At 67.5% G+C, this 25359-nt stretch carries 19 protein-coding genes and 6 pseudogenes; 14 read left to right on the plus strand and 11 right to left on the minus strand.

Features of this window, described 5'->3' with window-relative positions; genetic code table 11:
- Window positions 1-91: 91 nt before the first annotated feature.
- The 5 genes from OG496_RS54275 to OG496_RS54295 form a co-directional block, all read right to left on the minus strand.
- Window positions 92-925: an aminoglycoside phosphotransferase gene (locus tag OG496_RS54275; RefSeq protein ID WP_359614570.1), complete on the minus strand. Its 834-nt coding sequence runs from the start codon at window positions 923-925 to the stop codon at window positions 92-94.
- Window positions 926-1759 carry an aldo/keto reductase gene (locus OG496_RS54280; protein WP_359614568.1) on the minus strand — a complete coding sequence of 278 codons (834 nt, stop codon included), beginning with the start codon at window positions 1757-1759 and terminating at the stop codon, window positions 926-928.
- Complete coding sequence (locus tag OG496_RS54285) at window positions 1693-2883, minus strand: JmjC domain-containing protein (protein ID WP_359614566.1); 1191 nt, start codon at window positions 2881-2883, stop codon at window positions 1693-1695. Before OG496_RS54285 ends, OG496_RS54280 begins: the two co-directional genes overlap by 67 nt.
- Before the next feature lie 9 nt (window positions 2884-2892).
- Window positions 2893-3084: a hypothetical protein gene (locus OG496_RS54290; RefSeq protein WP_359614565.1), complete on the minus strand. Its 192-nt coding sequence runs from the start codon at window positions 3082-3084 to the stop codon at window positions 2893-2895.
- 357 nt (window positions 3085-3441) lie between these two features.
- On the minus strand, window positions 3442-3744 hold the full coding sequence (locus tag OG496_RS54295) for a helix-turn-helix transcriptional regulator (RefSeq protein ID WP_359614563.1): 303 nt from the start codon (window positions 3742-3744) through the stop codon (window positions 3442-3444).
- A 318-nt stretch (window positions 3745-4062) separates the two neighbouring features.
- Between OG496_RS54295 and OG496_RS54300 the strand changes: the two genes are divergently transcribed.
- Entirely contained in the window at window positions 4063-5523 is a 1461-nt protein-coding gene (locus OG496_RS54300) for a carph-isopro domain-containing protein (protein WP_359614707.1), read from the plus strand.
- Complete coding sequence (locus OG496_RS54305; protein WP_359614561.1) at window positions 5520-6482, plus strand: FAD-dependent oxidoreductase; 963 nt, start codon at window positions 5520-5522, stop codon at window positions 6480-6482. The genes OG496_RS54300 and OG496_RS54305 overlap by 4 nt, the downstream gene beginning before the upstream one ends.
- A 23-nt stretch (window positions 6483-6505) precedes the next feature.
- On the opposite strand, the gene OG496_RS54310 is transcribed toward OG496_RS54305, so the two are convergent.
- Complete coding sequence (locus OG496_RS54310; protein WP_359614559.1) at window positions 6506-7381, minus strand: phosphotransferase; 876 nt, start codon at window positions 7379-7381, stop codon at window positions 6506-6508.
- Entirely contained in the window at window positions 7378-8757 is a 1380-nt protein-coding gene (locus OG496_RS54315) for a helix-turn-helix transcriptional regulator (protein WP_359614557.1), read from the minus strand. The genes OG496_RS54310 and OG496_RS54315 overlap by 4 nt, the downstream gene beginning before the upstream one ends.
- Window positions 8758-9646: 889 nt before the next feature.
- Between OG496_RS54315 and OG496_RS54320 the strand changes: the two genes are divergently transcribed.
- From OG496_RS54320 to OG496_RS54340, 5 genes and pseudogenes are all read left to right on the plus strand, one after another.
- Window positions 9647-9841, plus strand: a complete 195-nt coding sequence (locus OG496_RS54320; protein ID WP_359614555.1) for a hypothetical protein — start codon at window positions 9647-9649, stop codon at window positions 9839-9841.
- Window positions 9842-10047: 206 nt separating this feature from the next.
- Window positions 10048-10548 carry a hypothetical protein gene (locus OG496_RS54325; protein WP_405976373.1) on the plus strand — a complete coding sequence of 167 codons (501 nt, stop codon included), beginning with the start codon at window positions 10048-10050 and terminating at the stop codon, window positions 10546-10548.
- Window positions 10549-10613: 65 nt separating this feature from the next.
- Window positions 10614-11852: an IS256 family transposase gene (locus OG496_RS54330; RefSeq protein WP_405976882.1), complete on the plus strand. Its 1239-nt coding sequence runs from the start codon at window positions 10614-10616 to the stop codon at window positions 11850-11852.
- Window positions 11853-12308: 456 nt separating this feature from the next.
- Window positions 12309-13220 carry a LysR family transcriptional regulator gene (locus OG496_RS54335; protein ID WP_329257962.1) on the plus strand — a complete coding sequence of 304 codons (912 nt, stop codon included), beginning with the start codon at window positions 12309-12311 and terminating at the stop codon, window positions 13218-13220.
- A gap of 44 nt (window positions 13221-13264) precedes the next feature.
- Window positions 13265-13516, plus strand: a pseudogene (locus tag OG496_RS54340) (pyruvate formate-lyase 1-activating enzyme); the annotation flags it as partial.
- A gap of 196 nt (window positions 13517-13712) precedes the next feature.
- Here OG496_RS54340 and OG496_RS54345 read toward each other — a convergent pair.
- Together OG496_RS54345 and OG496_RS54350 are read right to left on the minus strand one after the other, a co-directional pair.
- On the minus strand, window positions 13713-14855 hold the full coding sequence (locus OG496_RS54345) for an IS630 family transposase (protein ID WP_405969450.1): 1143 nt from the start codon (window positions 14853-14855) through the stop codon (window positions 13713-13715).
- Between the two features lie 420 nt (window positions 14856-15275).
- Window positions 15276-16418 (minus strand): IS630 family transposase, encoded by a 1143-nt coding sequence (locus tag OG496_RS54350; RefSeq protein ID WP_405969450.1) that lies wholly within the window; start codon window positions 16416-16418, stop codon window positions 15276-15278.
- A 511-nt stretch (window positions 16419-16929) separates the two neighbouring features.
- Between OG496_RS54350 and OG496_RS54355 the strand changes: the two genes are divergently transcribed.
- On the plus strand, window positions 16930-17067 hold the full coding sequence (locus OG496_RS54355; RefSeq protein ID WP_405976374.1) for a hypothetical protein: 138 nt from the start codon (window positions 16930-16932) through the stop codon (window positions 17065-17067).
- 330 nt (window positions 17068-17397) lie between these two features.
- A pseudogene (locus OG496_RS54360) lies at window positions 17398-17628 on the plus strand (IS5/IS1182 family transposase); the annotation flags it as partial.
- 19 nt (window positions 17629-17647) lie between these two features.
- Here OG496_RS54360 and OG496_RS54365 read toward each other — a convergent pair.
- Window positions 17648-18364, minus strand: a pseudogene (locus tag OG496_RS54365) (alpha/beta hydrolase); the annotation flags it as partial.
- Window positions 18346-19291, minus strand: a pseudogene (locus OG496_RS54370) (aminopeptidase P N-terminal domain-containing protein); the annotation flags it as partial. The pseudogenes OG496_RS54370 and OG496_RS54365, both read right to left, overlap by 19 nt.
- 197 nt (window positions 19292-19488) lie before the next feature.
- Between OG496_RS54370 and OG496_RS54375 the strand changes: the two are divergent.
- The 5 genes and pseudogenes from OG496_RS54375 (at window position 19489) to OG496_RS54395 (ending at window position 25316) form a co-directional block, all read left to right on the plus strand.
- Window positions 19489-21075, plus strand: a pseudogene (locus OG496_RS54375) (FAD-dependent oxidoreductase).
- A gap of 73 nt (window positions 21076-21148) precedes the next feature.
- Window positions 21149-22045 (plus strand): dihydrodipicolinate synthase family protein, encoded by an 897-nt coding sequence (locus tag OG496_RS54380; RefSeq protein ID WP_405976375.1) that lies wholly within the window; start codon window positions 21149-21151, stop codon window positions 22043-22045.
- Window positions 22046-22072: 27 nt separating this feature from the next.
- Window positions 22073-23075 (plus strand): annotated as a pseudogene (locus tag OG496_RS54385) (proline racemase family protein).
- 29 nt (window positions 23076-23104) lie between these two features.
- Window positions 23105-24475 (plus strand): aldehyde dehydrogenase family protein, encoded by a 1371-nt coding sequence (locus OG496_RS54390; protein WP_405976376.1) that lies wholly within the window; start codon window positions 23105-23107, stop codon window positions 24473-24475.
- 124 nt (window positions 24476-24599) lie between these two features.
- Window positions 24600-25316 carry a GntR family transcriptional regulator gene (locus tag OG496_RS54395; RefSeq protein ID WP_405976377.1) on the plus strand — a complete coding sequence of 239 codons (717 nt, stop codon included), beginning with the start codon at window positions 24600-24602 and terminating at the stop codon, window positions 25314-25316.
- Window positions 25317-25359 lie beyond the last annotated feature (43 nt).

Below are 25359 nucleotides of genomic sequence, written 5' to 3' on the forward strand. Positions count from 1 at the left end.
GCCCTGTCCTCCGGCTACGGGGGGGAGCCGAAGGGCAGGGCGGCTCATCATCGGAAAGGCCCGCTGTGCAACCAGGTTCCGGCGTCTCTACCTAACGCAGATCGCGCAGCAGCGAAGCAGCGACATTGGCCATGGTGTCGGTCAACGGCGCCTTCCTGCCCGTTCGTTGAAAGGCGCGCTCGACGTTCGCGCACAGCAGCAGGCGGGACAGCTTGCCGCTGCGAGTCGACAGGATGGTGGAGAAAAGGGCCTCTACTTGTTCGGCGAGCGTCGGCACGGTTAGGGAGGCGGACCACAGGCAGGCCTCGTCCCATCCGACCGGACCCATGCCCCAGCTCTCCCAGTCGATGATCGACAGGCGGGGGCCGCAGAGGTTGGCGTAGCCGAGATCGCCGTGGGCGCAGGCCCAGTCGGTGATCGTGGTGTCGATATCGGTTCCGTAGACCTCGTGGATGCGGCGGGTCAGGTGGGCCTGGCCCATGGCCACGCGGTCCGTGGAGTGCACCGAGAGGTTCATGAGCGCGGTCCGGAGGTCGCTCCACCACTGCTCGGGCAGTCCAGGATCCGTGGTGATGTCGCCGGTAGGGGAGAGGGCCCCGTCCTCCACGAGCGTCATCTCGTCCGCACGCCACACCACGCCACGCCCTGGGTCGGTCCAGACGGCTGCCGCTGACCATTCGGGCCGGGGGACGCCTTCGATGACGGCTGCGGCCTCGAAGCCGGTCCAGGCCTGGGTATCGATCTTCTCTGTGCGTCGCCAGGCGAGCCGGACCCAGGTGGCCGCATCGGTTCGGAAGCCAGCCGTGCCGTTGTACTTGCTGAAGTGGCCGTCCTCGCGCTTGAGTTGACGTCCGAGCCGCCGCTCGACGTCGTCGAGGACGTCGTCGAGCGGAACGGTCGAGAGGTCATCCAAGGTGGCGTGCACTTAGGGGTCCTTCCTGGATGGGGCTCCTGCGCTCACGGTAGCCCGCTCGCGCAGCAGTGACCGATATGCCGTCACCGTCTCGCTGTTGATCTCAAGCCGTGCGCCACCGACGGCTTCGGCGAGGTGCTCGACGTGAGAGGTGCCGACCGCGAGACGGGTGACCTCGGGGATCGCGAACGCGGCGGCAACGACTGCTTGTAGCGCACTGGACTGCTGCCCTGGGATGAGGAACGTGGCGGTATTCACGGTCTGCCAGATCGAGTCGTCAGCGTCTCCCGCGAAGGGCGCCATTCCCCATAGATCCGTGATCCCTGCGCGGTCGACCAGTTCATCCACCGAGTCGAGGATCCCCACCGGGACGGTGAGGCCGGCGCGGACCATCGCCACGTCCGGGCGCGGGATCTCCCAGTCGGATTCGAGGAGGGGCCGAGGGTCCCAGGTCGAGAGGCCCCAGGTCTTGCAGAATCCTGCCTCGCACATTTCCAGGAGCACGGCGCACGCGTCTGCGAAGCCGCGGACCGAGGTCTCGGGGTTGTGCAGGAGCACTGTGTCCGGAGTATGGCCGAGTTCCTCCGCCGACCGCTCGACCGCAACACGGAGCCGTGCCGGATCGAGGTCGTGGCCGTCGGGGAAGTAGCCGACCTTCGTGGAGATGGTGAACGAGGGGAGCAGGTCGTCGGCGACTGCCGCGAGGGCCCGGTGGGAGGCGAAGTGGTGGTAGTTGAAGGCGGTGTCGAGGTCGGTGACACCCTGCTCCAGGGCGCCTTCTAGAAGATGTCGGGTGGGACCAGTCCGGTATAGGCCGAGAGCGATTCGGCGGTCAGCGGTGCGCACAGCCCCTCCAGGATCAGGTGCTCGGCGAGCGGGATGAGGTCTTGGTCGTCGTCGGTGAGGTGCACTGGGTGTCCGGACAGGAGGCTGCGAAGGGCGGGTTCGGCGCGGCCGTGGAAGGTGAGGCGCTTGCCGCCGCCGACCACCTGGACCGTGTCGTCGGCGGGTGCGATGACCGGTTCGAACTCGGTGACGGCAACGGCGTATTCGAGTGGGCCGAACACCGGGACGTGGGGCAGGTGTCGAGCGGGCGGCGTGTTCGCGCGCAGCTCCGCGAGGTAGCGCTCGGGGTCGTACTCGCGGGCGAGTTCGGCCAGCCTCTTGGCGAGCATGTCGCCGTCCACGGTGTCGTCGCTGCGCTCCAGGTCCGTACGGAAGTCCTCGTCGGCGCGGGCGGCGTCGGACAGGAAGTTGGCCCAGGTCACGCCTGTGCGCTTGGTGAGGCCGAAGGTCACGTGGAGGGAGTGGCCGTCGTCGCCGGAGCCGATCCTCGTCGCGGTGTGCCAGAAGCCGCGGGGTATGTGCATGACGTCGCCGGCCTGCATGACGCCTTTCCAGAGCACCTCCTCCGACGGAGTGCGGTTGCGTTCGGCGTCGCGGTACATGGGGGCTGGACGGGAGGGGCCTCGGACCTCCCAGGACTTCTCGCCGGAGAGTTGGACGGCGATCACGTCGTGGTCGTCCCAGTGCAGGTTGAAGCCATCCGTGTCGCCGACGGCCAAGTAGGCGTTGGCGGAGGTGAGTTCGCCCGACCACCAACCCAGGGCGCGGCAGGCGACTTCCAGGGTCGGGTCGAAGGAGTCGACGTGGTCCAGCACCACGGTTCCGCCGTCGTTGAGGATCCGGCCGAGGGCCGCCATGTCGGCCTGGCTCACGGCCTGCCTGCGCCGGTTGACGTTCGTGGACAGGAAGAGCGAGGGGTGTACCTCGTCTCCCTCGGCGTAGCAGCGCAGTTGGGGGTTGGCGAGCTGGCGGTGCCGGATGGTCTCCAGCAGCCGGTTCGGGGTCATCAGGCGGGCGATCAGGTCAGGGTCGGCGAGCTGCCCGCGAGTGAACGCGGTGCCCACGGGCCCCGGCCCGTCCCAGCCGAACGCCTTCTCGATACCTGTGACGAGCCGGTGCTCCATGGGTTCCTCCTACTCCTTGGGAAGGTTCAGGTCGCGGTTGTCGCCGTCATCGCCCGCACTGTTCTGCGAACTGGTGACGTCGGACCGCTCCGCTTCACTGCGGTCGTGGGCCACGGCGAGCTGCTCGACGGCGACCAGCAGGCCGACATCGGTCCCACCGCCTTCCTTCTTGGCCTTCGTACTCTTCGGGGTTGTGGTCACTCGGCTCTCCTCTCATCGGGACCTCTCGGCAAGCGAGGGGCCTGGGGATCCTGCGGATGCACGGGAGGCAACTTCTGAGCGGCGGTGCAATCTGGTGCGGCGAGCATCAGCGCCGACCTCGACGGCCGAGGTGTTACGGGTACTGAAGGGCCGGTGCCTACCTGCGATGCGATGCGCCGCCGTTGTGCGCCACCGACGTGCCTGTGCTTGTGAATTGACCTGCTCCCAGGCGTAGGCCGCAGAAGCTCACGAGCTCAACTCTGGTTCTGGCGAAGGCACTTCGCACATCACGATCGTGATATCTCTCTAGTGATCCAGCTCGTGAACAGAACCGCGGTTCGCTCAGTGCCCGTCACGTCATGCCTGTCCGGTGAGCGGGCGAACCCGAAGCATGGGGCCCGTGAGTTCTGGCGGTACCTGAAGACCTGCGAGCAACTCGACGACCTTGTCGATGCTGGTGAGCCTGCGCCGACCCGACTCCAACATCGACAAGTAGGGCTGGCTCAGTCCCGTCAACAGCGCCAAGTCGTCCTGGCGCAGCGACGTCAACTCGCGCAGTCGGAGGCACAATGCCCCGAAGTCGCGTTCTACCAGTGCCTGTTGGGCCAGAGGATCACCCCAGACCTCCGGTGGAATCCCGGGTACGGCTGCCTCCGGCATCGCTACGCTCCGGCTGCACGTGAAACAGCGAGGGCTGTCGTTGTACCGGTTCAGACGGCATCCGCACTCGGCGCAACGGCGAGCGGGGCCCGGAGGCCGCGTGTTGATGGTTTGTGCGGCCAGCACGGACGGCCACTCCTTGCCTGCAGATGGTGAGGTTCGTTTCCCGAAGCTCCAGGACACCGGATGCGTGGGGGTGCCGTGCAGGCCATCCAGCGGTCAACTCGGTCAACTTCGCGACGCGTTGGTGGGTTGGGCTCAAACGGGGAATGCCCGAGCAGAAGCGTGTTTTGCTGCACCGAGGGAGAGGAGGTGGCGATGCCGGCGACGAACGGCAGGCACAACGCGGTGTTGGCGGAGTGTCTGGACGAACTCGGGTGGAGCCCCAAGGCTCTTGCTCGAAGGCTGAATCGTGTGTTCGGCGCGGGGAGCGTCGCTGAATCCGCCCCGTACCACTGGCGGGACTCCGGCGGTGTACCTCGTTCTCCGCTGCCGGCGATGACGGCCCATGTTCTGTCGCAGGAGTTGGGCCGCCCGATTTCCGTTGAGTATCTGTGGCAGGGCGAGGCTCTCGACTCGCCGCTCCTGTTGGCCGCGGACGCGAACCTGGATCACCCGTGGAGCGTCAAAGGACTTGATCAGATCGTGGGGGACTGGGTGCTTGGCGGCCTTCTCGACCGCCGTCGATTCCTGGCCATCTCGGGTGCAGGACTGCTCGCGGCGGTCTCGCAGTATCTCGACGGAACGGCAGGGCAAGGTACGTTCACCCCGCGGATCACGGACGACGGGTCGTCCGACCCCCTCGTCGCCCAGGTGGAGCAGAACCTGCCGTTGCTGCAACTCCTCGACGACGCCAACGGCGGCGCACGGCACCTGCCCTACGTAGGAGCCCAGTTCCGGGCGGTCGGTCTGCTGCTGCACGAGGGCGGACTCTCCGCGGAAGCCACAGTCCGGTTGATTCGTGCCTTCGCGGAGATCGGCCAGCTCGCCGGCTGGATGGCCTTCGACTCCGCCAACCACGGCCTCGCCCAACGGTACTTCGTCACGGCCCTACGAGCCGCGCACCAGGTCAACGACAGACAGTTGTGCGCACACATCCTGGCGGACATGTCGTTTCAGGCATCCAGCCGACGCCACTCCGCGGACGCGATAACTCTGGGGGAGGCCGCCCATCGCGCGAGCGGCGGTGGGACCGCGAGCGTTCGAGCATCGGTCCTGTCCCGCCTTGCGCACGGATACGCGGCTGCCGGGCATACGGCGGACTTTGAGCGAGCCAGCGGACTCGCACGCGAGCTGATCGAGACGCGCTCGGGAAACGAAGTCGAGCCGCGATGGATGTACTTCCTCACGCCCAACCATTTGGAATGCCAGACCGGCTACTCGATGATCAACCTGGGGCGATCGGCCGTCCACGAGGGGAACAGGTCGACCGGGCGTCGCTTCGTACGGCGCGGTGAGCAATTCCTCGAAACAGGGGCGCACTTGGTGAGCAAGGGGGATCCAAGTCAACGAAGGGCCCTGTTCGAAGGAGCCTGGCTCGCTCTGGGCTACAGCACATCCGGCGAGTTGGAACGGTCCTGCCAGATCGCGAGCACCGCCGTCGCACGTCTGGAGACGGTTCGGTCTCCACGCAGCACCGAACTCCTCCAGCAGCTGGCTGTCGAGTTGCGTCGACGCCAGCGGAATCCCCACGTCAAGACGTTCCTGCCCGAACTGGAGGAAGGGCTTCGCATACACGCCGGAACAGGTCCTGGCCGAGCGGATACCGTCGGGGTATGACAGCAGATCGGTCGATCGTCATCATCGGCGCGGGCGTCTCCGGCCTCACGACAGGAGTGGCACTCCTCGAAGCGGGCCTTCCCGTGCGCCTGGTGGCAGAGGAAGTACCAGGCGTGACGTCGCTGGCGGCGGGCGCGATGTGGGGACCGTACTTGGTCGAGCCGTGGGGGCGCGTGCGCGAATGGAGCCTCGCATCCCTACGCGTCTTCGAGGCTCTGACCGAAGATCCCTCGACAGGGGTACGGATGGTCAGCGGGATCGAGGCGGCCCGTTCCCAGGTGCCGGCGCCCGACTGGAGCGACCTGCTTCCCGACTTCCGTACCTGCGCGCCGGAAGAACTGCCCGCGGGGTTCGCGAGCGGCTACCGGTTCACTGTGCCGCTCATCGACATGCCGGTCTATCTGCAATACCTGTTGGACCGCTTCCAGCGGGCGGGCGGCGTAGTTCAGCACCGGACTATCCGTACGCTGGACGAGGTCGAAGGCGCGTCCGTGGTCGTGAACTGCGCAGGCCTGGGAGGTGGCGATCTCGCCGGAGATCCCGGTGTCCGACCGATCCGTGGTCAGCACGTGGTGGTGGAGAACCCTGGTGTCACGGAGTTCTTCTCCGAAGACACGGGACTGTCCTCCGAGCTTCTGTGCATCTATCCACAGGGCGACACCGTCGTGCTGGGTGGCACGGCGATTGATGGTGAGGGGGACCTTCGAGACGATCTCGAAGCGGCCCGTGCCATTGTGGACCGATGCGCCGAGATCGTGCCGGAATTGGCGAAGGCACCCGTCGTCGCACACCGAGTGGGAGCTCGACCGACCCGATCTGAAGTCCGAGTTGAGGAGGAGCGCCGCGACAGCGGGATCACGGTGTTCCACAACTATGGCCACGGTGGGAGCGGCGTCACCCTGTCATGGGGCTGCGCGGCCGAGATCACCGAGTTGCTGTCGACCGTGCAGGACCGCTGAGGAGGCGATGGCCGCCGAGTAGGTCAGGCGGCACGCCACCGGGCTTCACCGTCGTGGTTCCTGATCGTCTCGATGCGGTACGACAACTGCTGCGCGGCAGCTGAATCCCCGTGATCCGCGCGCCGGATGTAGGACCCGAGCGTGTGCAGATCCCGGATTTCGCAGAGGACAGGGAGCCCGGGCCACCGCCTGATGTCGTATCCGTACCGGTGGCTGAAGTTGCCGAGTTCTTCGGCGGAGCGTCCGAAGCGCACCCCCTGGAACGTATTGGCCAGATCGATCTCGCGAGGTCCAAAGGCGGCTTCGTCCCAATCGCCGAGGCGGACACCCTGATGGGCCCAGAGGGTATTTCCCGGATACGCGTCACCGTGGATATGTCCTTGGCCCAGCGGGAAGTCGAGCTGTGTGTACGCGTCCAGGAGCTCTTCTCTACGGGCTGTCAGCCACGATCGCGAGCCCGGCGTCAGGTAGGTGCTGGAGTCGACGGTGTTCTTGAGCGTCGAGAGCGGTTGGTACTTCGGGAGGGGCAACGGCGGCGCCGGAAGGTCGTGAAGGGCGCGCAGCAGGCTGCCCAGATGCTCGGCCGGTGGTGCACCCTTCGGGGGCTGCGGGTAGTGCTGCCAGAACGTCACGGCGTACGGCTCGTACGCCACCGGCTGGCGAACGCCCAACGGTTCCGTGGCCGGGAAGTCGTTGTCGACGAGCCAGCGCGTCAGAGCCACGGCCGTTTCGAGCTGCTGCCGTTGTGAGATCGCGCTGACGCGGACGACGACGCCCTCTTCGGCGAGAAGGAACACGGAGGTGGCGTGTTCGTGGAGCTGGACGAGGGATCGGTCTGCCAGGCCTGACGCCCGGCAGGCCTGGCGGGCCGCGGACTCGGGTGAGACCGTCGTGGTCATGGAGCGAGAGCTTTCGTTCGGGTGTCGATCGCCTGGTATCCGCGAGTTGCGTCCGCGAGCGCGCGGGCGACGGGGCTACGAGCGAACCGCGGTTCTTCCAGCAGCCTAGTCACTGCCCGCATGGCGTCGCCGAGCTGCCGGATCCGGCGGTCGGCGGGAAGCTCCAGAATCGGTTGCAACTGCTCGCCGGCTCCCTCGATCTCTCCTACGGCGATGCGCGCGGTCACGATGTCGAGGCGGGCGAGAGCTTCGTCACCGTACGACCGGTGTTCGTCGGGACCGCTCTCGTACAACTCGATTGCGGAATAAGCGTGTTGCTCGGCGAGCTGGTGCTCGCCGAGCAGCGCGAAGGTTCCCCCGATGTAGTACTCCTGCTTCGCCTCGGGAAAGCTGAGAAGGCCTCCGAAGCGGGTCAGCGCGTCGGGCGCGGCTTGCTGGTCTCGGGCATGTTGGAGATCCTCCATCGCGGCCAAGGCCGTGGAACGATCTCCGACGCGTGCTGCGGCCCGGGCTTCGATCGCTGCGATCCGGATTCGTGTCTCCCCACCGTGCGCCAGTTGGGCCGCCTGGCGTGTGTATTCCAGGGCCGTCTGCCGGCGAGTGGACCACTCCGCGATGAGGGCGGCCGTGCCCTTGACCCAGGCTCGGAGGTCGTTGTGGTCGGCCTGTTCCGCGAGTGTCCACGCCGTTTGGAGCTGAGCGATCGCAGCGTCCTCGTCGCCGAGGTTCTGCGAGGCGTGCGCAAGCAGGAGACAACTGGTGCCGGCGAGGAGATGCAGTTCACGGGTCTGCCCCAGGGGTTGGCGGCCGTTCAGTAGCGCGAAGAGACGATTCCGTGTTGTGACGAGGTCCGTGAAGATCCGGTGCAGTGGAGCGTGGACGTAGTCGCCGGCGATCTGAGTGAGGGTGGATTCAAGACCTTCCAGTTCGGCGCTGCTCACGTTGGTCTTGGCGATCTCGTCGGTGAACTGTAGGGACCGTACGGCGGCATGGGCCGCAAGATCGTTCAGATCCGCGATCTGGTGCACCGAAGGTCGGGCGTCGTGGCGGCCGAGCGCTGGAAGCGCCATATCGGCAGTAGCCGTGGGTGGCGTCTGTTCACGGAACGGCGGGGCAAGCAGGGCTTCCGGTGTTCCGATGCCTTCCAGGAACCGCGCGGCCTTGTCGAGGCTGGTCAAGCGGCGATTGCCGGCTTCGAGCATCGAGAGGAAGCTCTGGCTGAGTCCGGTCATGAGCGCCATGTCGTCCTGGCGGAGAGCCGCTCGTTCGCGGATGAGGCGACTCGCGAGGCCGAAGTCCCAGTTGGCGATGGCAACTTGGATAGCCGGTTCGAGCCAGACCTCGTCCGGGACACGGGGGCCCGTGCGTGCGGCCATTCGCCTGTCGCGGGAGCACGTTGCGCACCGGTCTTCCAGGTTGTACTGGCTCAGGTGGCATCCGCAGTCGGCGCATACGCGAGCATTTTTCCGCATCGCACCCCCATTTCTCCTCTGCGTACGTCAGCGTACGGGCGGACCCTGACAGCCCGTATTACTCACGTGATACGCGCAGTTGGGGACGTGCTTGGCCTATCCGGAACCGGAATCGCCGGAGTGATATCACCCTCGGTATGTGCGTAATCGCGTCTAAGCAAACAGTCTTGGGGATCTGCCAACGTCCTTGTGGGAGCGGTTACTTGGTCGTGAGGCTCAGCCATGAATCCGCACGCACAGGAGATCCCGGTGATTGCCTCGCAAGGCCGAATTGGAACCGCCCCTGATCCGGGCTCCGTTCGGGAGCACATGGCACCCGTGGGGCCTCTGGACGGTCGGCGCCAGTGGCACGGCCACCCCACCACCCGGAGTCGATCTTGCCGTGTGCGCAGACCGAACTGCCCTGGAGGATCCAGCTCGCGTCACGTCCGCTGCCGCGACTCGGGCCCGTCGACGTCGTGCAGGCGGGACTCCTCGTCGGTCTACGTGCTGTCGAGGGCGCCCGAAACTGGGGACCCTCATATCGGGCCCATGCTTTGCTGCCCCGCGCACGCCCAGACCCACATCCCGGTTGAAGCGGGAACGGCCTACCAGTGGCACGTTCCGCAGACGGTGTGCCGTGCGGGGCGCCTGTGGGAATGCGCGCTCGGCAGTCAGGTGGTCGGGTACTCGCGCTGCTCGACGGTGTGGCTGCTTCCTCCTGATGGACATCCAGAACGCACCGACAGTGCCACGCTCCTTCACTGGTTTGCCCTGACATGGTCGGGCGGCGCGCGCAACAGGGAGGACCTGCATGGCGGTTAGCGTCTCGGCTGTCGTACTCCTCGCGATCATCACGTTCCTGCTCGTCAAGAAGGGTGGGTTGAAGGCGGCGCACGCGATCGTCTGTACGCTCTTTGGCTTCTACCTCGCCAGTTCATCGATCGCGCCAACGATCTCCAAGGCCGCGACGAGCATCGCGAACATGATCGGCCAGATCCGTTTCTAGGACGGCCGACTCGGTATCCAGCCTCCCGCCGCTCGGACAGCACGTCACCCGTGCCGTTCGCGGCCCCATCCCCCCACCTGTCTAAGGCCCTCGATGACACTCACGTCCATTCCAGAGAGAGCGCCAACTCGTACGGTCCGCACGCATGAGAAGAGCGGTCCCGATCTCACTCGCCGGCGTCGCATCGTCCGTGGTGAGGAACTCTGATGCGTCTCGTGTATCACCCGGCCGGCCATGACGACGACCTGCGCGTGGCCCTGGTCGAACTGGAGGCGGGGCGTTGGAGAACGGCCCGGGATCTGCTGTCGAAGACAGACGGGCACTGGGCTCTGCGAACGTCGCGCACTCAGCTGCTGGCAGTGGCGGCTGCCCGGTCGGACGTGGTCAGCGTCTGGCTCGACGAAGAGCCGGGCAGCTACGACGCGCAGCTCATGAGTGTCCGCGTCGCCGTCGAGCGAGCGTTGCGGGCGCACCGCCAACAACATCCGCAGACCCCGGAGTTCGAGACCAAGGCGCGACGCGATGCCTTGTTGGCGGCTCGTCGTGCGCCGCGCGATCCCGTGCCGTGGGTGTGCCTGATGGCGTTGGCGCAGATCGACACACGCCAACTGCGATGGTGTCCCTCGTCGTGGTGTACGGGATCAGCGGCCGGAAGTGCGCGGGCGTTTGCCCGGGGCGCACTTCCACGGGTGAGTACCGCTCCCTGAACAGGAGGCGGGCCATCGCGTAACTCTCCCTGGTGAACGCCCAGTTCAACCACGAGGAGTGCACGATGGCCCTGTCCCAGTCTGAACTGATACGGCTCCTTGAGTCACTACGCTCGACCGACGGAATCGAGCTCATCCGCGCCATCGCCGAACGGATGGTGCAGGAGCTGATCGAGGCCGAAGCAACGGCCCACATCGGCGCGGAGTGGAACGAGCGCACGCCGACGCGGACCAACGTCCGCAACGGGCACCGCGAGAAGGTGCTGACCACGCTGGCCGGCGATCTGGACCTGGAGATCCCCAAGGTCCGCACCGGCAGCTTCTTTCCCTCACTGCTGGAGCGACGGCGCCGGATCGACCAGGCCCTCTACGCGGTCATCATGGAGGCATACGTGCACGGCGTGTCCACTCGCAGCGTGGATGACCTGGTCAAAGCCCTCGGCGGGGACAGCGGCATCTCCAAGTCGGAGGTCTCACGGATCTGCGCGGCGCTGGACGAGCCGCTGACCGCGTTCCGCACCCGCCCGCTGGATCATGTCCGCTTCCCCTACGTCTACCTGGACGCGACCTACTGCAAGGCGCGGGTGAACCATCAGATCGTCTCGCGGGCCGTGGTGGTCGCCACCGGCATCACCGAGGACGGAGGCCGTGAGGTCCTGGGCCTGATGGTCGGCGACAGCGAGAGCGAGGTGTTCTGGAAGGAGTTCCTGCGCTCCCTGCGTGAACGCGGCCTGTCCGGTGTCCGTCTGGTCGTCACCGACCAGCACGCCGGGCTGGTCGCCGCGGTCCGCAAGGTGATGCTGGGCGCCGCCTGGCAGCGGTGCAGGGTTCATTTCCTGCGCAATGTCTTCAGCGTGATCGACCGGGATTCCGGTGAAATGGTCGCCGCGACGATCCGCACGATCTTCACCCAGCCCACCGCCGGCCTCGTGCGCACTCAGCTGGACACCGTCGCCGACATGCTCGGCGCCCAGTTCCCCAAGGTCAAAGCAATGCTGTTGGAGGCGAAGGAGGATCTGACCGCGTTCGCGGACTTCCCGCCCAGGCACTGGAAGAAGATCCAGTCCACGAACCCGCTGGAACGGGTGAACCGCGAGATCAAGCGCAGGATCGACGTCGTCCAGGTCTTCCCCAACGACGACGCGCTCATCCGGCTGGTCACCGCCGTGCTCTTCGAGATGCACGACGAATGGATCGCCTTCCCCCGCCGCTACCTCCCCGAAGGCAGCATGAGCGAGATCTACCGCGAACTCCCCGGAAGCGCTCCCGCGCTACCCAACACCCCGAACACGCCCACCAGTTGATCCCCAACACCACGCCGAGGGACACGACCATGGACAGGGCCTGCTCTGGATGGGAGGGCAGGCGATGCGGAGCTGGGCATCCGAGATTGCTGTTACGGAGCGAAGGAGGCCGGTTGTTCATTGGTTGCCGCGATGTGATCTGACTCGTTCCTGGGCGAGTTCCCTTGGCCCGCCTCCCTCCCGGTGAGCACGCTTCAGCCAAAGCCCACAGGCCGGCACTGTGCCGAACCGAGTTTCCCAGCTCAGGCCTCGCGGTCGCGAGTGGGTTCTGTTACGATCACTAGATCGATATAGTCGAGGTAGGCGTGTTGCCCGATGTGACCCTGACGGTCTTCCGCTCCGTCAGGGTCTGCCGTCCGGGTTCGCCGCCTGCGAGGTGGCTCCGCCCGACTGCATCGCCCCATGTTCGACGCGGCCCGGAGGGACACCGGTGCCGTGGACGACCGGAGGACCGCCATGGACCGCCTGCTTCTCATGCGTTGTTTCGTCATCGTTGCCGACCTCGGCAGTTTCAGCGGCGCGGCCAAGGCGCTGGGGTCGTCGGGATCACTCGTGTCGCGGCATGTCGCCGAGCTGGAGCGGCAGGTCGGCGTCCGGCTGGTCAACCGCACGGCCCGCTCGGTGAGCCTGACCGAACCGGGCCTGCGCTACGCCGAGTTCGCCTCCCGCATCATCAAGGAGATCGACGCCGAGGACGCCAACATCGCGGACCTGCACGACCGGGCGGAGGGCGCGCTCAGCATCATCTGCCCGAAGTGGATCGGGAGCCTGGACCTCGGCGACGCCATCGCCGCCTTCTCCGCCGCGCACCCGAAGATCCAGATCCGGTTCGAGCTGGGAGGCATGTCCGACCGGACCTACGACTTCCTCGACGGCGGTTTCGACCTCGCGTTCCACACCAGGGACCTCCGGGACTCCAACGTCCGGCTGAAGAAGATCGCCTCGCTGCCCTTCGTCCTGTGCGCGTCGAAGACGTACATCGACGAACACGGCCCCCTGACGCACCCCAACGACCTGGCCGCCCACGACTGCCTCGTCCACGTCAACGACCCGGTCTGGCGCATCGGGCACGGCCCCACCTCCACGCTGCACAAGATCCGCAACGTCGCCTTCTCGTCCAACTCCTACATCGCCCTGCAGAAGGCGGCCGTCCACGGGCGCGGCATCGCCCTGCTCCCACAGCGGTCCGCGTACGACGATCTCGTCTCCGGGGCCCTCCAGATTCAGCTGCCCCACCTGGCGGCACCCGACCGGCCGCTCTACGCGATCCACGGGCCCGGGCCGGGAACCCAGCGCAAGATCACGGTCTTCCTGGACTACCTCGCCCAGTGGTTCGCGGAGAACCCGATTCCCACGATCGGCCGCTGACGTCCGCCGACACTTGCGCGGAGCGAAAACTTATATTCTGCCCCCCCATGCGGATCCAGTACGTCTTGGCCCCTGGCTGTACCGACGACCTGGAGTTCGTGGACGCCCAGGCCGGCTTCGTGGCGGGACTCGGCGCGGTCGAGCAGGTCGACGTACTGCCCTTCCATAAACTCGGCGCCGCGAAATACGAAGCCCTCGGCCTTCCCTTCCCGCTGCTCGACAACCCGGTGCCCGACCCCGACCTGATCGAGAACGTTCGCGAGCGCTTTATGAGGCGCGGAGTCCAGGCTTACTGAGCGCCGAGCCATGGCTGGCATCAGCTTCATGTGCGGCGGTTTGACGGTGACGACAACTGTGGACGCCGTCATGGTCGGTTGGTAACGCGGCCTTCCCCACCGGATCACGGGGCGCCCGGCACTCGGTTGTCGGCCGCGCTAGATGTCGCCTGAAGGTAAGAGCGAGCAGCCCTAGTGTCTCGTGATCCTGATTGCGTTACTTCGAGTTGTTATTGACGAGTTTCTTCACGCTGGTCTGGACGAGTCGGACCTTGGCGAGGATCTCGTCGGCGGTGGCGGTCCAGGTGAAGGGTGTCGGGTTCTCGTTCCAGGAGTTGATGTAGTCGCGGATCTGTTTGACCAGGACGTTGACGCTTGCGAACGTGCCGCGGCGGATGGACTGCCGGGTGATGATCCCGAACCAGATTTCGATCTGGTTCAACCACGAGGACCCGACAGGGGTGAAATGGAAGTGGACATGCGGGTTCTTCGCCAGCCACTCCTTGACCTCCGGTGTGGTGTGCGTGGACAGGTTGTCCAGGACGATATGGATCTCCTTCCCCGCATGCGGCTTAACGGCTTTCTTCAGGAACGCCAGGAAGTTCGCGCCGTTCCGGTTCGCCTTGCACTCGCCGAATACCTCACCGGTCGTGACATTCAGCGCGGCGAACAGGTTCGTGGTGCCGTTCCGCACATAGTCGTGGGTGCGCTTCTCGGCGGCCGCGAAGGCCACCGGCAGTACCGGCTGGGTTCGGTCCAGGGCCTGCACCTGCGTCTTCTCGTCGACCGACAGCACCACGGCGCCACCGGGCGGGGCCAGGTACAAACCGACGACATCGGCGACCTTCTCCGCGAACGCCGGGTCTTTCGAGATCTTGAAGGTGCCGTTACGGTGCGGCTTGAGCTGCTCCTCGCGCCAGATCCGCGCGATGTAGTGCCAGGACACGGTGACGTTCTCGGTCCGCTTCAGGTACTTCGCCAGCTCGCGCGTCGACCAGTGCGAAAGCCCGGTGCCAGCCGGCGGTGTCATACGCGTCAGCGCAATCACCCGCGCCCGTACCCGTACCGGTACCTGGTCCCGGGCCCCGCCGGGGCGATCGCCTTCCAGCCCGGCCACCCCGTGCTGGGAATAACGGGTCTTCCACCGGTCCACAGTCGGCAGCGACACCCCCAGCAACTCGGCAATGTCCTTGCGTCGCCGCCCCTCACCCGACCACAGCACGATCCGCGCCCGCGTCGCCAAATCCGCAGGCACATCCCGACTGTTCGCCAACTCCCGTAACTCGGCGGCCTGTTCCACGGAAAGCTCCATACCAACAGCAACGAGACATGCAAGATCACGTAACGCTGACGGGATCACGAGACACTAGGTCGACTATCTGCCTGTGAGAGGAAGCGACACGGAATTGCCTCTGGCATTGTCGATGCTTGTCGGATCCGTAGGGGGAGCTCTGGGTGCGGGGATGTCCATGCCTTGTGGCGTTGCGGCAATGGGTGTGGCGGGTGAATAACGGTGGCAACGCTTGCGGCCATGGCGTTCTTGGTGGCCGCTTGGTGGCCGGACGCCTCTGGACGGTGCGTCACGGGGCGGTACAGGACAACCGGCCGTACATGCTCTGATCAGGCCGAACGTCACTGGGCAGCACGACGAGGCACCGCACAACACGATCGCTCATGGTCTTGTAATGCGTAGGTATTGCCACCTACCTATGAGTGCGGGGAGCACATGTTCGTCTCGGCTACCGGGAGCCCGGACTAGTGTCTCGTGATCCTGATTGCGTTACTTCGAGTTGTTATTGACGAGTTTCTTCACGCTGGTCTGGACGAGTCGGACCTTGGCGAGGATCTCGTCGGCGGTGGCGGTCCAGGTGAAGGGTGTCGGGTTCTCGTTCCAGGAGTTGATGTAGTCGCGGATCTGTTTGACCAGGACGTTGACGCTTGCGAACGTGCCGCGGCGGATGGACTGCCGGGTGATGATCCCGAACCAGATTTCGATCTGGTTCAACCACGAGGACCCGACAGGGGTGAAATGGAAGTGGACATGCGGGTTCTTCGCCAGCCACTCCTTGACCTCCGGTGTGGTGTGCGTGGACAGGTTGTCCAGGACGATATGGATCTCCTTCCCCGCATGCGGCTTAACGGCTTTCTTCAGGAACGCCAGGAAGTTCGCGCCGTTCCGGTTCGCCTTGCACTCGCCGAATACCTCACCGGTCGTGACATTCAGCGCGGCGAACAGGTTCGTGGTGCCGTTCCGCACATAGTCGTGGGTGCGCTTCTCGGCGGCCGCGAAGGCCACCGGCAGTACCGGCTGGGTTCGGTCCAGGGCCTGCACCTGCGTCTTCTCGTCGACCGACAGCACCACGGCGCCACCGGGCGGGGCCAGGTACAAACCGACGACATCGGCGACCTTCTCCGCGAACGCCGGGTCTTTCGAGATCTTGAAGGTGCCGTTACGGTGCGGCTTGAGCTGCTCCTCGCGCCAGATCCGCGCGATGTAGTGCCAGGACACGGTGACGTTCTCGGTCCGCTTCAGGTACTTCGCCAGCTCGCGCGTCGACCAGTGCGAAAGCCCGGTGCCAGCCGGCGGTGTCATACGCGTCAGCGCAATCACCCGCGCCCGTACCCGTACCGGTACCTGGTCCCGGGCCCCGCCGGGGCGATCGCCTTCCAGCCCGGCCACCCCGTGCTGGGAATAACGGGTCTTCCACCGGTCCACAGTCGGCAGCGACACCCCCAGCAACTCGGCAATGTCCTTGCGTCGCCGCCCCTCACCCGACCACAGCACGATCCGCGCCCGCGTCGCCAAATCCGCAGGCACATCCCGACTGTTCGCCAACTCCCGTAACTCGGCGGCCTGTTCCACGGAAAGCTCCATACCAACAGCAACGAGACATGCAAGATCACGTAACGCTGACGGGATCACGAGACACTAGGGACCATCCCTGCAGATGCAGGGAGCAGCCGATCTCTTCGGACGTGGCGGACAGCACGCTAGGACCAACCCCGCGGGCGTGGGGATGGTCCCCCGCCGTCGGCGGGGACGTTCGAGCCGAAGGAGTGCTCCCCGCACCCGCGGCGACGGTCCTCAGAACCGGGCTGTGCCCCTGCTCAAGGAAGCGCACTCCCTGGCCAGATGCCCTCTCTCCCAGCCTCGGAACCCGTCCCAGGCCAGGGACATCCCAGGGACTTTTCAGGGACTTTCACGCCTGTCTCAGGGACTTTTCAGGGACTTTCCGCCGCGTAAGCAGGGAAGGCCCTGACAGCGCTGAAAGACAAGAACGCGCTGGTCAGGGCCTGTACCTTCAGCATTCGATGATGTTCACCGCGAGGCCCCCGCGCGCCGTCTCCTTGTACTTCACGTACAAGTGTTGTGATCTCTCGGGAGCAGCGAGTTCGTGGGTGCAGTGCAAACCGACGTAGGGCGTCATTGGTAGATGCCCCGCGCCCTGTCCGCGCTCGGCCGCCACCTGCGCCGGGGCAGACACAGCGACATCGGCGAACTCCACGAATTCGCACGCGAGTTGGGTGCTCCCTCCGTCATCCGCCCCGCCGTCGAGGCGGTGCTCGCCTGATGGCCGACCCCGCGCGTGACACCACCGCCAGCCGCGTCTACCGCTTGGCCGCTGGGAATTCCTGAGCGAACTCCTCCCGCGCCGCCCCGACGGCCGCTGCCACCGAGTGAAGAAGGCTGCGAAAACACCGTAAGCCACCGCCATTTCAGGTCAGCCGCACTCTCCACTTGCTTGATCAAGGCATGGACGAGCACGCTCACAAAAGCGCGAGGCTTAGAGACCACCCGATAGATCACGCGACAGACCATCAATCCCGGCGATAACAACCCCCTACCAGTGCGAGTACCCCGAGTGCCATGCCAGCCCGCCCACCAGTAGCTTCAAGTTGGAATTCGCTCAAAGGGGGAGAAGGCGCCTATTCAAGTCAGTCGGCGTTGGCACGTCGAACGCACTCACGCGTGGCAGAACGCCTTTTGCCGTCTCGCCCGGTGCTGCGAACGTCGCGTCACTGTCATTGACGCCTTCTTCGACCTCGCCGACACAATCATCACCGTGCGCAGCCCAATTCGGCGGTCCTGGACAACTCACCGCTGGGACGAACGCCCGAACCGCCGTCCGTGATCCTTCGATCCCGCTCCGGTCACTTCGTCAGATCGGCGGAGAGGAAGGGATCGAGGAGTGTGAACAATGTGTCGGGGCGGTCGAGGGGGATGATGTGGCCGCAGTCCTGGAGGTGATGTCCGACCAGGTCATCGGCGATGGGACGGAGTTGGCGTTCGAGCCCGGTGCCGACGGGGTGAGAGCCGACGGCCATGGTGGGCATGGTCAGCCGAGCCGTCGCGGCAGCGTCCTGAATCTGCTGCGCGCTGGTGGGCAGGGCCCGGTAATAGGAGAACGCGCAGCGCAGGGCCTCGCTCCCGGTGTACGCGTGGACGAAGGCCGCGCGGATGTCGTCGGGTACTCCTCGCCCGAGCGTCCCCGAGTCGAGGAAGAAGTTGATGTACGGGGCCTCGTTGCCGGCCAGGACGGTCTCGGCGAGGCCGGGGACGGCGTGGAATCCGAACCACCACGGGGCACCACCCGCGACGACGTGCTCTGCTCCGGGCAGGCGGCCGAGCAGCGCCTCCATCACGACCAGGCGCCGGACCAGGCCGGGTCTGCGCAGCGCGAGAAGGACGGCGGGGGCGGCGCCCGCGTCGATGCCCACCACCGCTGCCGAGGGCTCGCCAAGTGCGTCGAGCAGCCCTTCGGCGTCGGCGGCGAGGGTGCCTGCGTCGTACCCCTCGATGGCACGTTCACTGGCACCGAAGCCTCGGAGGTCCGGGGCGATGACCCGGTACTGCCCGGCCCGACCGCCGCGATGCCTGCCTCCTGGGCTTCGTACACGGCGTCGTAGATCTGGCGCTGAAGTGGGGTGAAGGTGCCGCTGATGGGAAGGGTGCGGGTGATGTCGCCGGTGTAGAGCGAGTGGGTCTCCACGCCCGCGTCGAGCAACAGCAGCTCGCCCGCGCGGATTTCGCCGTCGTTGCGGACCCAGTGCATGATCGTGGCGTGCTCGCCCGCGGCGCAGATGGAGCCGTAGCCGATGTGGTTGCCCTCCAGGCGGGCGCGGCGGAAGAAGGTGCCCTCGACCCAGCGCTCGGATGTGGCGATCGCGGTGGCCAACTCCCTTACGACATCGGTGAATCCGCGCACCGTTGAGTCCACGGCCCTGCGCATTTCGCCGATCTCCCACTCGTCCTTGACCAGGCGCAGTTCGGACAGGGCGGTCTTCAGCTCGGTGTCGCGTTCCTCGTCGCTGTCGACAGCGGCCTCCAGGCCCGCGTCGTAGTCCCGCACGATGCGGGTCGGGACGCAGGGTGCGTCGCGCAGTTCCTCGGCTGCCTCGCGTATGTCGTGGCAGGGCAGTTCGAGGCGCCGCTCGCCCTCGGCGAGGGAGAAGCGGCGGCCGGTCCACAGCTCGCCGCGACCCTGCCAGAACTCGCCGTTCTCGCGGTCGGAGCGGGGCAGAAGGTAGACGTGAGCGTCGTGGCCGCCGTCCTCGCGCGGCTCGCAGGACGAGCGCGCCGTCCCGGGTCTGGTCGCCGGTGAGGTGGACGTACTCGCTGGAGGGGCGGAAGGGGTAGTGCGTGTCGTTGGAGCGCACCTTGGGGTTTCCGGCCGGCACGACCAGGCGCTCGCCGGGAAAACGGGCGGAGAGCGCCGCGCGGCGCTTGGCGGCGTAGGGGGCCTGTTCCAGGGGGCGCAGGTCGTGCAGCTCCGTGTCCGCCCACCCCGTTCTCATCAGCTCGGCCAGCTCGGGGGAGACGGACGGGTACAGGCCGTTCTTGCGGACCGCGGTCTCCTTGGGATCCCTGGATACCTTCAAGCACCTTCTTCTTTGTGGGGCAGCCGTGAGGCAGTGGTGATCGCCGTCGTGAGATGGCGAAGCGCAGCCTAGAGGGCCTTGGCCAGAAGAGAAACATGTGACATTGTACTGGCGTGAACAACCGACTGACCTGCGACGTCGTGGTCGTCGAGGCCGGAATGGTGGGTGCTGCCAGCGCCCTCTTCGCGGCCCGGGCGGGCCTGACAACCCTCCTCGTGGACCGGGGGCCCGTGGCCGGCGGCACCACCGGAGCGGGCGAGGGCAACCTGCTGATCTCCGACAAGGAACCGGGCCCCGAGCTGGACCTCGTCCTGCTGTCCCGGCGCCTCTGGGGCGAACTCGCCGCCGACCAGGGGGTACGGGTCACGCTGCTCGATTCCGCCGCCCGGGCGGGAGGGCGGTTCTACCGTCGGCCGGGCGGCGGACTCGGCGCACGCAAGCCGCGTGCCCTGCACCACGCCTGGGGCACTTGGGAGAAGCTGCGGGACCGGCGGGCGCACATCGCGGCGGGGCGGAACGCGCATCTGGCGGACCGTCATGTGTGGTGTGTGGAGCGGGACTTGGATGCTGGGGAGGTCTGGAGCGAAGGGGGTTTCATCGTGCATGCCCTGCTCGGGCCCGAGCAGGTGGAGCCGGAGGTGGTCACCGCCGATGCCGTGCTCCTGGCAGCTGGCGGGTACGAGAAGGTGCTGCCGTTCCCCGGCTGGACCCTCCCCGGAGTGGTCACCGCGGGCGGCGACCCGGCCATGCTCAAGGGCGGGCTCGTGCTGGCGGGCCGCACGGTCGTCGTCGCCGGCACCGGACCGCTGCTGATGCCGGTCGCGGCGGGACTCGCCGCAGCGGGCGCCAGGATCGCCGCGTACGTCGGGTCCGCGCGCCCCATGAGCGTCGTACGGCATGCCCGGACGCTCGCCGCCAACCGGGCGAAGGTAGCCGAGGCGGTCCAGCACACTGCCCAACTGCTGCGCCACAGAGTGCCAGTGACGGTCCGTCAAGTCGTGGCAGAGGTGCACGGCACCGACCGCGTCGAGGCCGTCACCGTCGCCGCGCTGGACGCGGACGGCCGGGTCAGGCCGGGCAGCGAGCGGCGGATCGCCTGCGACACCCTGGCCGTCGGGCACGGCATGCTCGCGCACACCGATCTCGCCGAGTCGCTGGGCTGCGCGATCGACGCCACCGGCGACCCGTTCGTCGTCACCGACGCCGAGCAGCGCACCGACGTCGACGGCGTCTGGGCGGCGGGCGAGGCCACCGGCATCGGCGGAGCGGCGTCGGCACTGGCCGAGGGCGAGATCGCCGGACACTCGATCGCCGCCCACGTCAAGGGAGTTGAGCCGAGGCCCGCCGACCGGGCGGTGCCCGCCAGGACCCGTGCCCGGCTGCGGAAGTTCTTCGCGGCCATCGACACCGCCTGCGTTCCGCCCGCCCACTGGACGGAACAGGTCACCGACGACACCGTCGTCTGCCGCTGCTAGGAGGTCCCGGCCGCGGCGGTCCGCGAGGCCGTCGAGGAGCTCGGCGCCACCGATCTGCGGACCGTCAAGCTCCTCACCCGCGCCGGGATGGGCTGGTGCCAGAGGCGGATCTGCGCTCCCGGGGTCGCCGGCGTCGCGGGATGCGCGATGGGGCCCGCCAAGCGGCCCTTCGCCCGGCCCGTATCCCTTGCGGCGCTGGCCCAAGAGCCCGCCGGCCCATCGTGACCACTTCCTCAAGATCCACCATCGGCATGACCCACAGTAATATGTCACACTCCACAAGAAGGTCGAGATTCTGATGAGCATCACCGAGAACCCTGTCTGGCGCGGTGTCCTGGTCGCCACCGCTCTGCCTCTCCATGACGACCTGAGCGTCGACTTCGAAGCCTTCGCGGACCACTGCCGGTGGCTCGTGGCGAACGGCTGCGACGGTGTCGTCCCCAACGGCTCGCTCGGCGAGTACCAGGTCCTCACCGACGAGGAGCGTGCCCGGGTCGTCGAGGTCGCGGTCGCGGCGATCGGCGGGGACAAGGTCATGCCGGGCGTCGCCGCGTACGGTTCCGCCGAGTCCGCCCGTTGGGCTCGGCAGGCCAAGGACGCGGGCTGCGCCGCCGTCATGCTGCTGCCCCCGAACTCCTACCGGGCCGACGAGCGTTCGGTGCTCGCGCACTACGCCGCCGTAGCCGAGGTCGGCATCGACATCGTCGCGTACAACAACCCGCACGACACCAAGGTCGACCTGACTCCCGAACTGCTCGCCGAGCTGCACGCGGCGGGATTCATCAAGGGCGTGAAGGAGTTCTCCGGCGACACCCGCCGCATCTACCAGATCGCCGAACTCGCCCCCGAACTAGACGTGTTGATCGGCGCGGACGACGTCCTGCTCGAACTGGCCCTCGCCGGAGCCAAGGGCTGGATCGCGGGCTACCCCAACGCCCTGCCCAAGTCGACGGTCGAGCTGTACCACGCCGCGATCAAGGGCGACCTGGCCACCGCCGTACCGCTCTACCGGCAGTTGCACGCACTGCACCGCTGGGACTCCAAGGTCGAGTTCGTCCAGGCGATCAAGCTGTCCATGGACATCGCCGGCCGCCGCGGCGGACCGGTCCGCCCGCCGCGCGTCCCGCTCCTTCCGGAACAGGAGGAGGCAATCCGCGAGGCCACCGAGAAGGCCCTGGAGCTCGGCCTTTCCTGACCCGCCGGCAGAGAGGATCTCCCGCCCATGCGCAGTGAACTCGTCCTGCACGTCGTGGACTCGCACACCGAGGGCATGCCCACCAGGGTCGTCACCGGAGGCATCGGCACCGTCCCCGGCGCCACCATGAATGAACGCCGTCTATGGTTTCGCGAACACCGCGACGACGTAGGCGACTTCCTGATGAACGAGCCGCGCGGGCACGCCGCGATGAGCGGGGCGATCCTCCAGCCGCCCACCCGGCCCGACTGCGACTACGGCGTCCTCTATATCGAGGTCTCCGGCTGTCTGCCGATGTGCGGGCACGGCAGCATCGGAGTGGCCACCGTCCTGGTCGAGACCGGCATGGTCCCCGTTCTCGAACCGGTCACCACCCTCCGCCTCGACACCCCGGCCGGACTGGTCGTCGCCGAGGTGGCGATGGCGAACGGAGCCGCCAAGGCCGTCACGATCCGTAACGTGCCGTCGTTCGTGGTCGGCCTCGATCGCAAAGGCCGTTCTCGCGGACGGCCGCACGGTGACGTACGACCTGGCCTTCGGCGGCACCTTCTACGCCATCCTGCCGCTGGATCAGTTCGGGCTGCCCTTCGCGCGCCAGCACAAGGACGAGATCCTCGCCGCCGGGCTCGCGCTGATGGACGCCATCAACGCGGAGGATCCGCCCATGCACCCCGAGAACCCGGCCATCAACGGCGTCCACCACGTGTACCCCGCCGCCCCCGGCTCGAACGTGGAACGTTCCCGGCACGCCATGGCCATCCACCCGGGCTGGTTCGACCGCTCGCCCTGCGGGACCGGCACCTCGGCCCGGATGGCACAGCTGCACGCCCGCGGTGAACTCCCCCTGGACCAGGACTTCGTCAACGAGTCCTTCATCGGAACGTCCTTCACCGGCCGCCTCGTCGAGGCCGTCGAGGTCGCCGGACACCCCGCAGTGGTGCCCACGATCACCGGCCGGGCCTGGATCACCGGGACCGCCCAGTACCTGCTCGACCCGGCCGACCCGTTCCCGGCCGGCTTCGTCCTCTGACCTCCGACCCCTTCCGAGGAAGGAACGCCATGACCGCGACCGTCATCAGTCACAACCCTGCCCACCCCGACGAGATCCTCACCGAGATCCCCGCCACCGGCCGGGCCGGCGTCATCGCCGCCGTCGACCGGTCCCGTACCGCCGCCCGCTCCTGGGCGGAGGGCGGCGCCGGCCGCCGGGCCGCGGCACTGCACGCCGCCGCCGACCGGGTGGAGGCGGCGGGCGACGAACTCGCGAGCCTCGTCTCGCGCGAGGTCGGCAAGCCGATCACCGAGGCGCGGGGCGAGGTGGCCCGTACGGTCGCGATCTTGCGGTACTACGCGCAGCAGCCGTACGACCCCGTCGGCTCCGTCCACGAACCGGCCGCCGGCGCCGGGCTGTTGTTCACCCGGCGCGCGCCCTACGGGGTGGCCGGGCTGATCACACCGTGGAACTTCCCGCTGGCCATCCCGGTGTGGAAGGCCGCACCCGCCCTCGCCACCGGCAACTGTGTCGTCCTCAAGCCCGCCGAACCGGCCACGGCCTGCGCGCTGCGGCTCGGTGAACTCCTCGACGAGGTACTGCCCCGCGATGTCCTCACCGTCGTCCCGGGCGGGGCGGCGGAGGGCGGCGCGCTCGTCGACAGCGCGGACGTCGTCTCCTTCACCGGCTCAACTGCCGTAGGCCGGGCGGTCGTTCAGGCCGCGACCGCACTCGGCACGCCCGTACAGGCAGAGATGGGCGGGCAGAACGCGGCCATCGTGCTGCCCGACGCCGACATCGGGGCCGCTGCCGCCCAACTCGCCGCCGCGATCGCCGGATATGCCGGGCAGAAGTGCACCGCGACCAAACGGGTCATCGCCGTCGGCGACCCCGCACCGCTGCGGGACGCCCTGGTGGCCGCCCTCGAAACGCTCGCCGTCGGCGACCCGGCCCGGTCCACAACCGCCTGCGGCCCGCTGATCTCCGAGCAGGCCCGGGACACCGTACTCGCCGCGGCCCGATCCGGCGGCCGGGTGCTCACCGGCGGCAGGTCGCCGGCCGGCGAACACGGCTGGTACGCGCGGCCGACCCTGGTCGACGAGCTGCCCGACGGGCACCTCCTCGCCACCGAGGAGGTCTTCGGGCCCATCGCCGCGTTCAGTTCCGCCCCGGACCTGGATACGGCCATCGCCCGCGCCAACTCGGTCGCCCATGGCCTGGCCGCCTCCGTGCACACCGCCGACCTGGACGCCGCCCTGCGCTGCGCCGACCGCCTCGACACCGGCCTCGTCAAGGTCAACGCCCCCACCACCGGCGTCGACTTCCACCTCCCCTTCGGCGGCGAGAAGGCGTCCAGCCACGGCCCGAGGGAACAGGGCAAGGCGGCCCTGGACTTCTACACCCGCACCCGGACGGTCACCCTCCTCGCCGCGGCGTGAAGGAGCCATGAATACTGGTGGCACGTGACATTGCATCCCACACTGTGTGTCTGATCCGCGCGGCCCAGCGACGCACGTTCCGCCCGACCGCACAGACGCACATTCCGTCCAGGAGGACCACCGCATGGCCGCTCAGCGCAACGGGGACAAGGCCGCCAAGGGTTCCAAGGTCTCCTCGGGCGGCGCCGGACCGGCCCTGCCCACCCTTGGCGGAGCGCGCCCCAGTTACCGCGAGCGTGTGGCCGACGCCCTTCGTGCCGCCCTCATCGCCGGTGAACTGAGCCCTGGCGAGGTCTACTCCGCGCCGATGCTGGCCACCCGGTTCGGAGTCTCCGCCACACCCGTACGCGAGGCCATGCTCGACCTCGTCAAGGAGGGGCTGGTCGACACGGTGCCCAACAAGGGCTTCCGGGTCACCGCCGTCTCCGAGCGTCAGCTCGACGAGTACACCAACATCCGGTCGCTGATCGAGATCCCCGTCGTCGTGGGCCTTGCCACCAGCGCCGACCCCGTGGCACTGGAGGCCCTGCGCCCGGCAGCCGAGGAGATCGTCACCGCAGCCGCGGCCGGCGACCTCATCGCCTACGTCGAGGCCGACCGCCGCTTCCACCTCGGCCTGCTCGCCCTGGCCGGCAACGAGCATCTGGTCGAGGTGGTCGGTGACCTGCGGAAGCGGTCACGGCTGTACGGGCTCACCGCGCTGGTCGAGCGGGGACTGCTGAAGTCGTCCGCCGAGGAGCATCTCCAACTCCTCGACCTGCTCCTCGCCCGTGACGAGGACGCCGTACGCGAAGTGATGACCCGGCACCTCGGCCATGTCCGGGGCCTGTGGGCCCACTGAACGGGCCCAACCGGACCGCCCCCCCCGGTCCACCCAACACGTT

Source organism: Streptomyces sp. NBC_00988 (assembly GCF_045162645.1).
In the GTDB taxonomy this organism is placed as follows: Bacteria; Actinomycetota; Actinomycetes; order Streptomycetales; family Streptomycetaceae; genus Streptomyces.

What these genes read in the sequence shown, in the direction of transcription:
- OG496_RS54285 (WP_359614566.1), bottom strand. Translation starts at nt 2,883, where the DNA reads ATGGAGCACCGGCTCGTCACAGGTATCGAGAAGGCGTTCGGCTGGGAC.
- OG496_RS54295 (WP_359614563.1), bottom strand. Translation starts at nt 3,744, where the DNA reads ATGCCGGAGGCAGCCGTACCCGGGATTCCACCGGAGGTCTGGGGTGAT.
- OG496_RS54300 (WP_359614707.1), top strand. Translation starts at nt 4,063, where the DNA reads ATGCCGGCGACGAACGGCAGGCACAACGCGGTGTTGGCGGAGTGTCTG.
- OG496_RS54305 (WP_359614561.1), top strand. Translation starts at nt 5,520, where the DNA reads ATGACAGCAGATCGGTCGATCGTCATCATCGGCGCGGGCGTCTCCGGC.
- OG496_RS54310 (WP_359614559.1), bottom strand. Translation starts at nt 7,381, where the DNA reads ATGACCACGACGGTCTCACCCGAGTCCGCGGCCCGCCAGGCCTGCCGG.
- OG496_RS54315 (WP_359614557.1), bottom strand. Translation starts at nt 8,757, where the DNA reads ATGGCCGCACGCACGGGCCCCCGTGTCCCGGACGAGGTCTGGCTCGAA.
- OG496_RS54320 (WP_359614555.1), top strand. Translation starts at nt 9,647, where the DNA reads ATGGCGGTTAGCGTCTCGGCTGTCGTACTCCTCGCGATCATCACGTTC.
- OG496_RS54325 (WP_405976373.1), top strand. Translation starts at nt 10,048, where the DNA reads ATGCGTCTCGTGTATCACCCGGCCGGCCATGACGACGACCTGCGCGTG.
- OG496_RS54330 (WP_405976882.1), top strand. Translation starts at nt 10,614, where the DNA reads ATGGCCCTGTCCCAGTCTGAACTGATACGGCTCCTTGAGTCACTACGC.
- OG496_RS54335 (WP_329257962.1), top strand. Translation starts at nt 12,309, where the DNA reads ATGGACCGCCTGCTTCTCATGCGTTGTTTCGTCATCGTTGCCGACCTC.
- OG496_RS54355 (WP_405976374.1), top strand. Translation starts at nt 16,930, where the DNA reads ATGCCCCGCGCCCTGTCCGCGCTCGGCCGCCACCTGCGCCGGGGCAGA.
- OG496_RS54380 (WP_405976375.1), top strand. Translation starts at nt 21,149, where the DNA reads ATGAGCATCACCGAGAACCCTGTCTGGCGCGGTGTCCTGGTCGCCACC.
- OG496_RS54390 (WP_405976376.1), top strand. Translation starts at nt 23,105, where the DNA reads ATGACCGCGACCGTCATCAGTCACAACCCTGCCCACCCCGACGAGATC.
- OG496_RS54395 (WP_405976377.1), top strand. Translation starts at nt 24,600, where the DNA reads ATGGCCGCTCAGCGCAACGGGGACAAGGCCGCCAAGGGTTCCAAGGTC.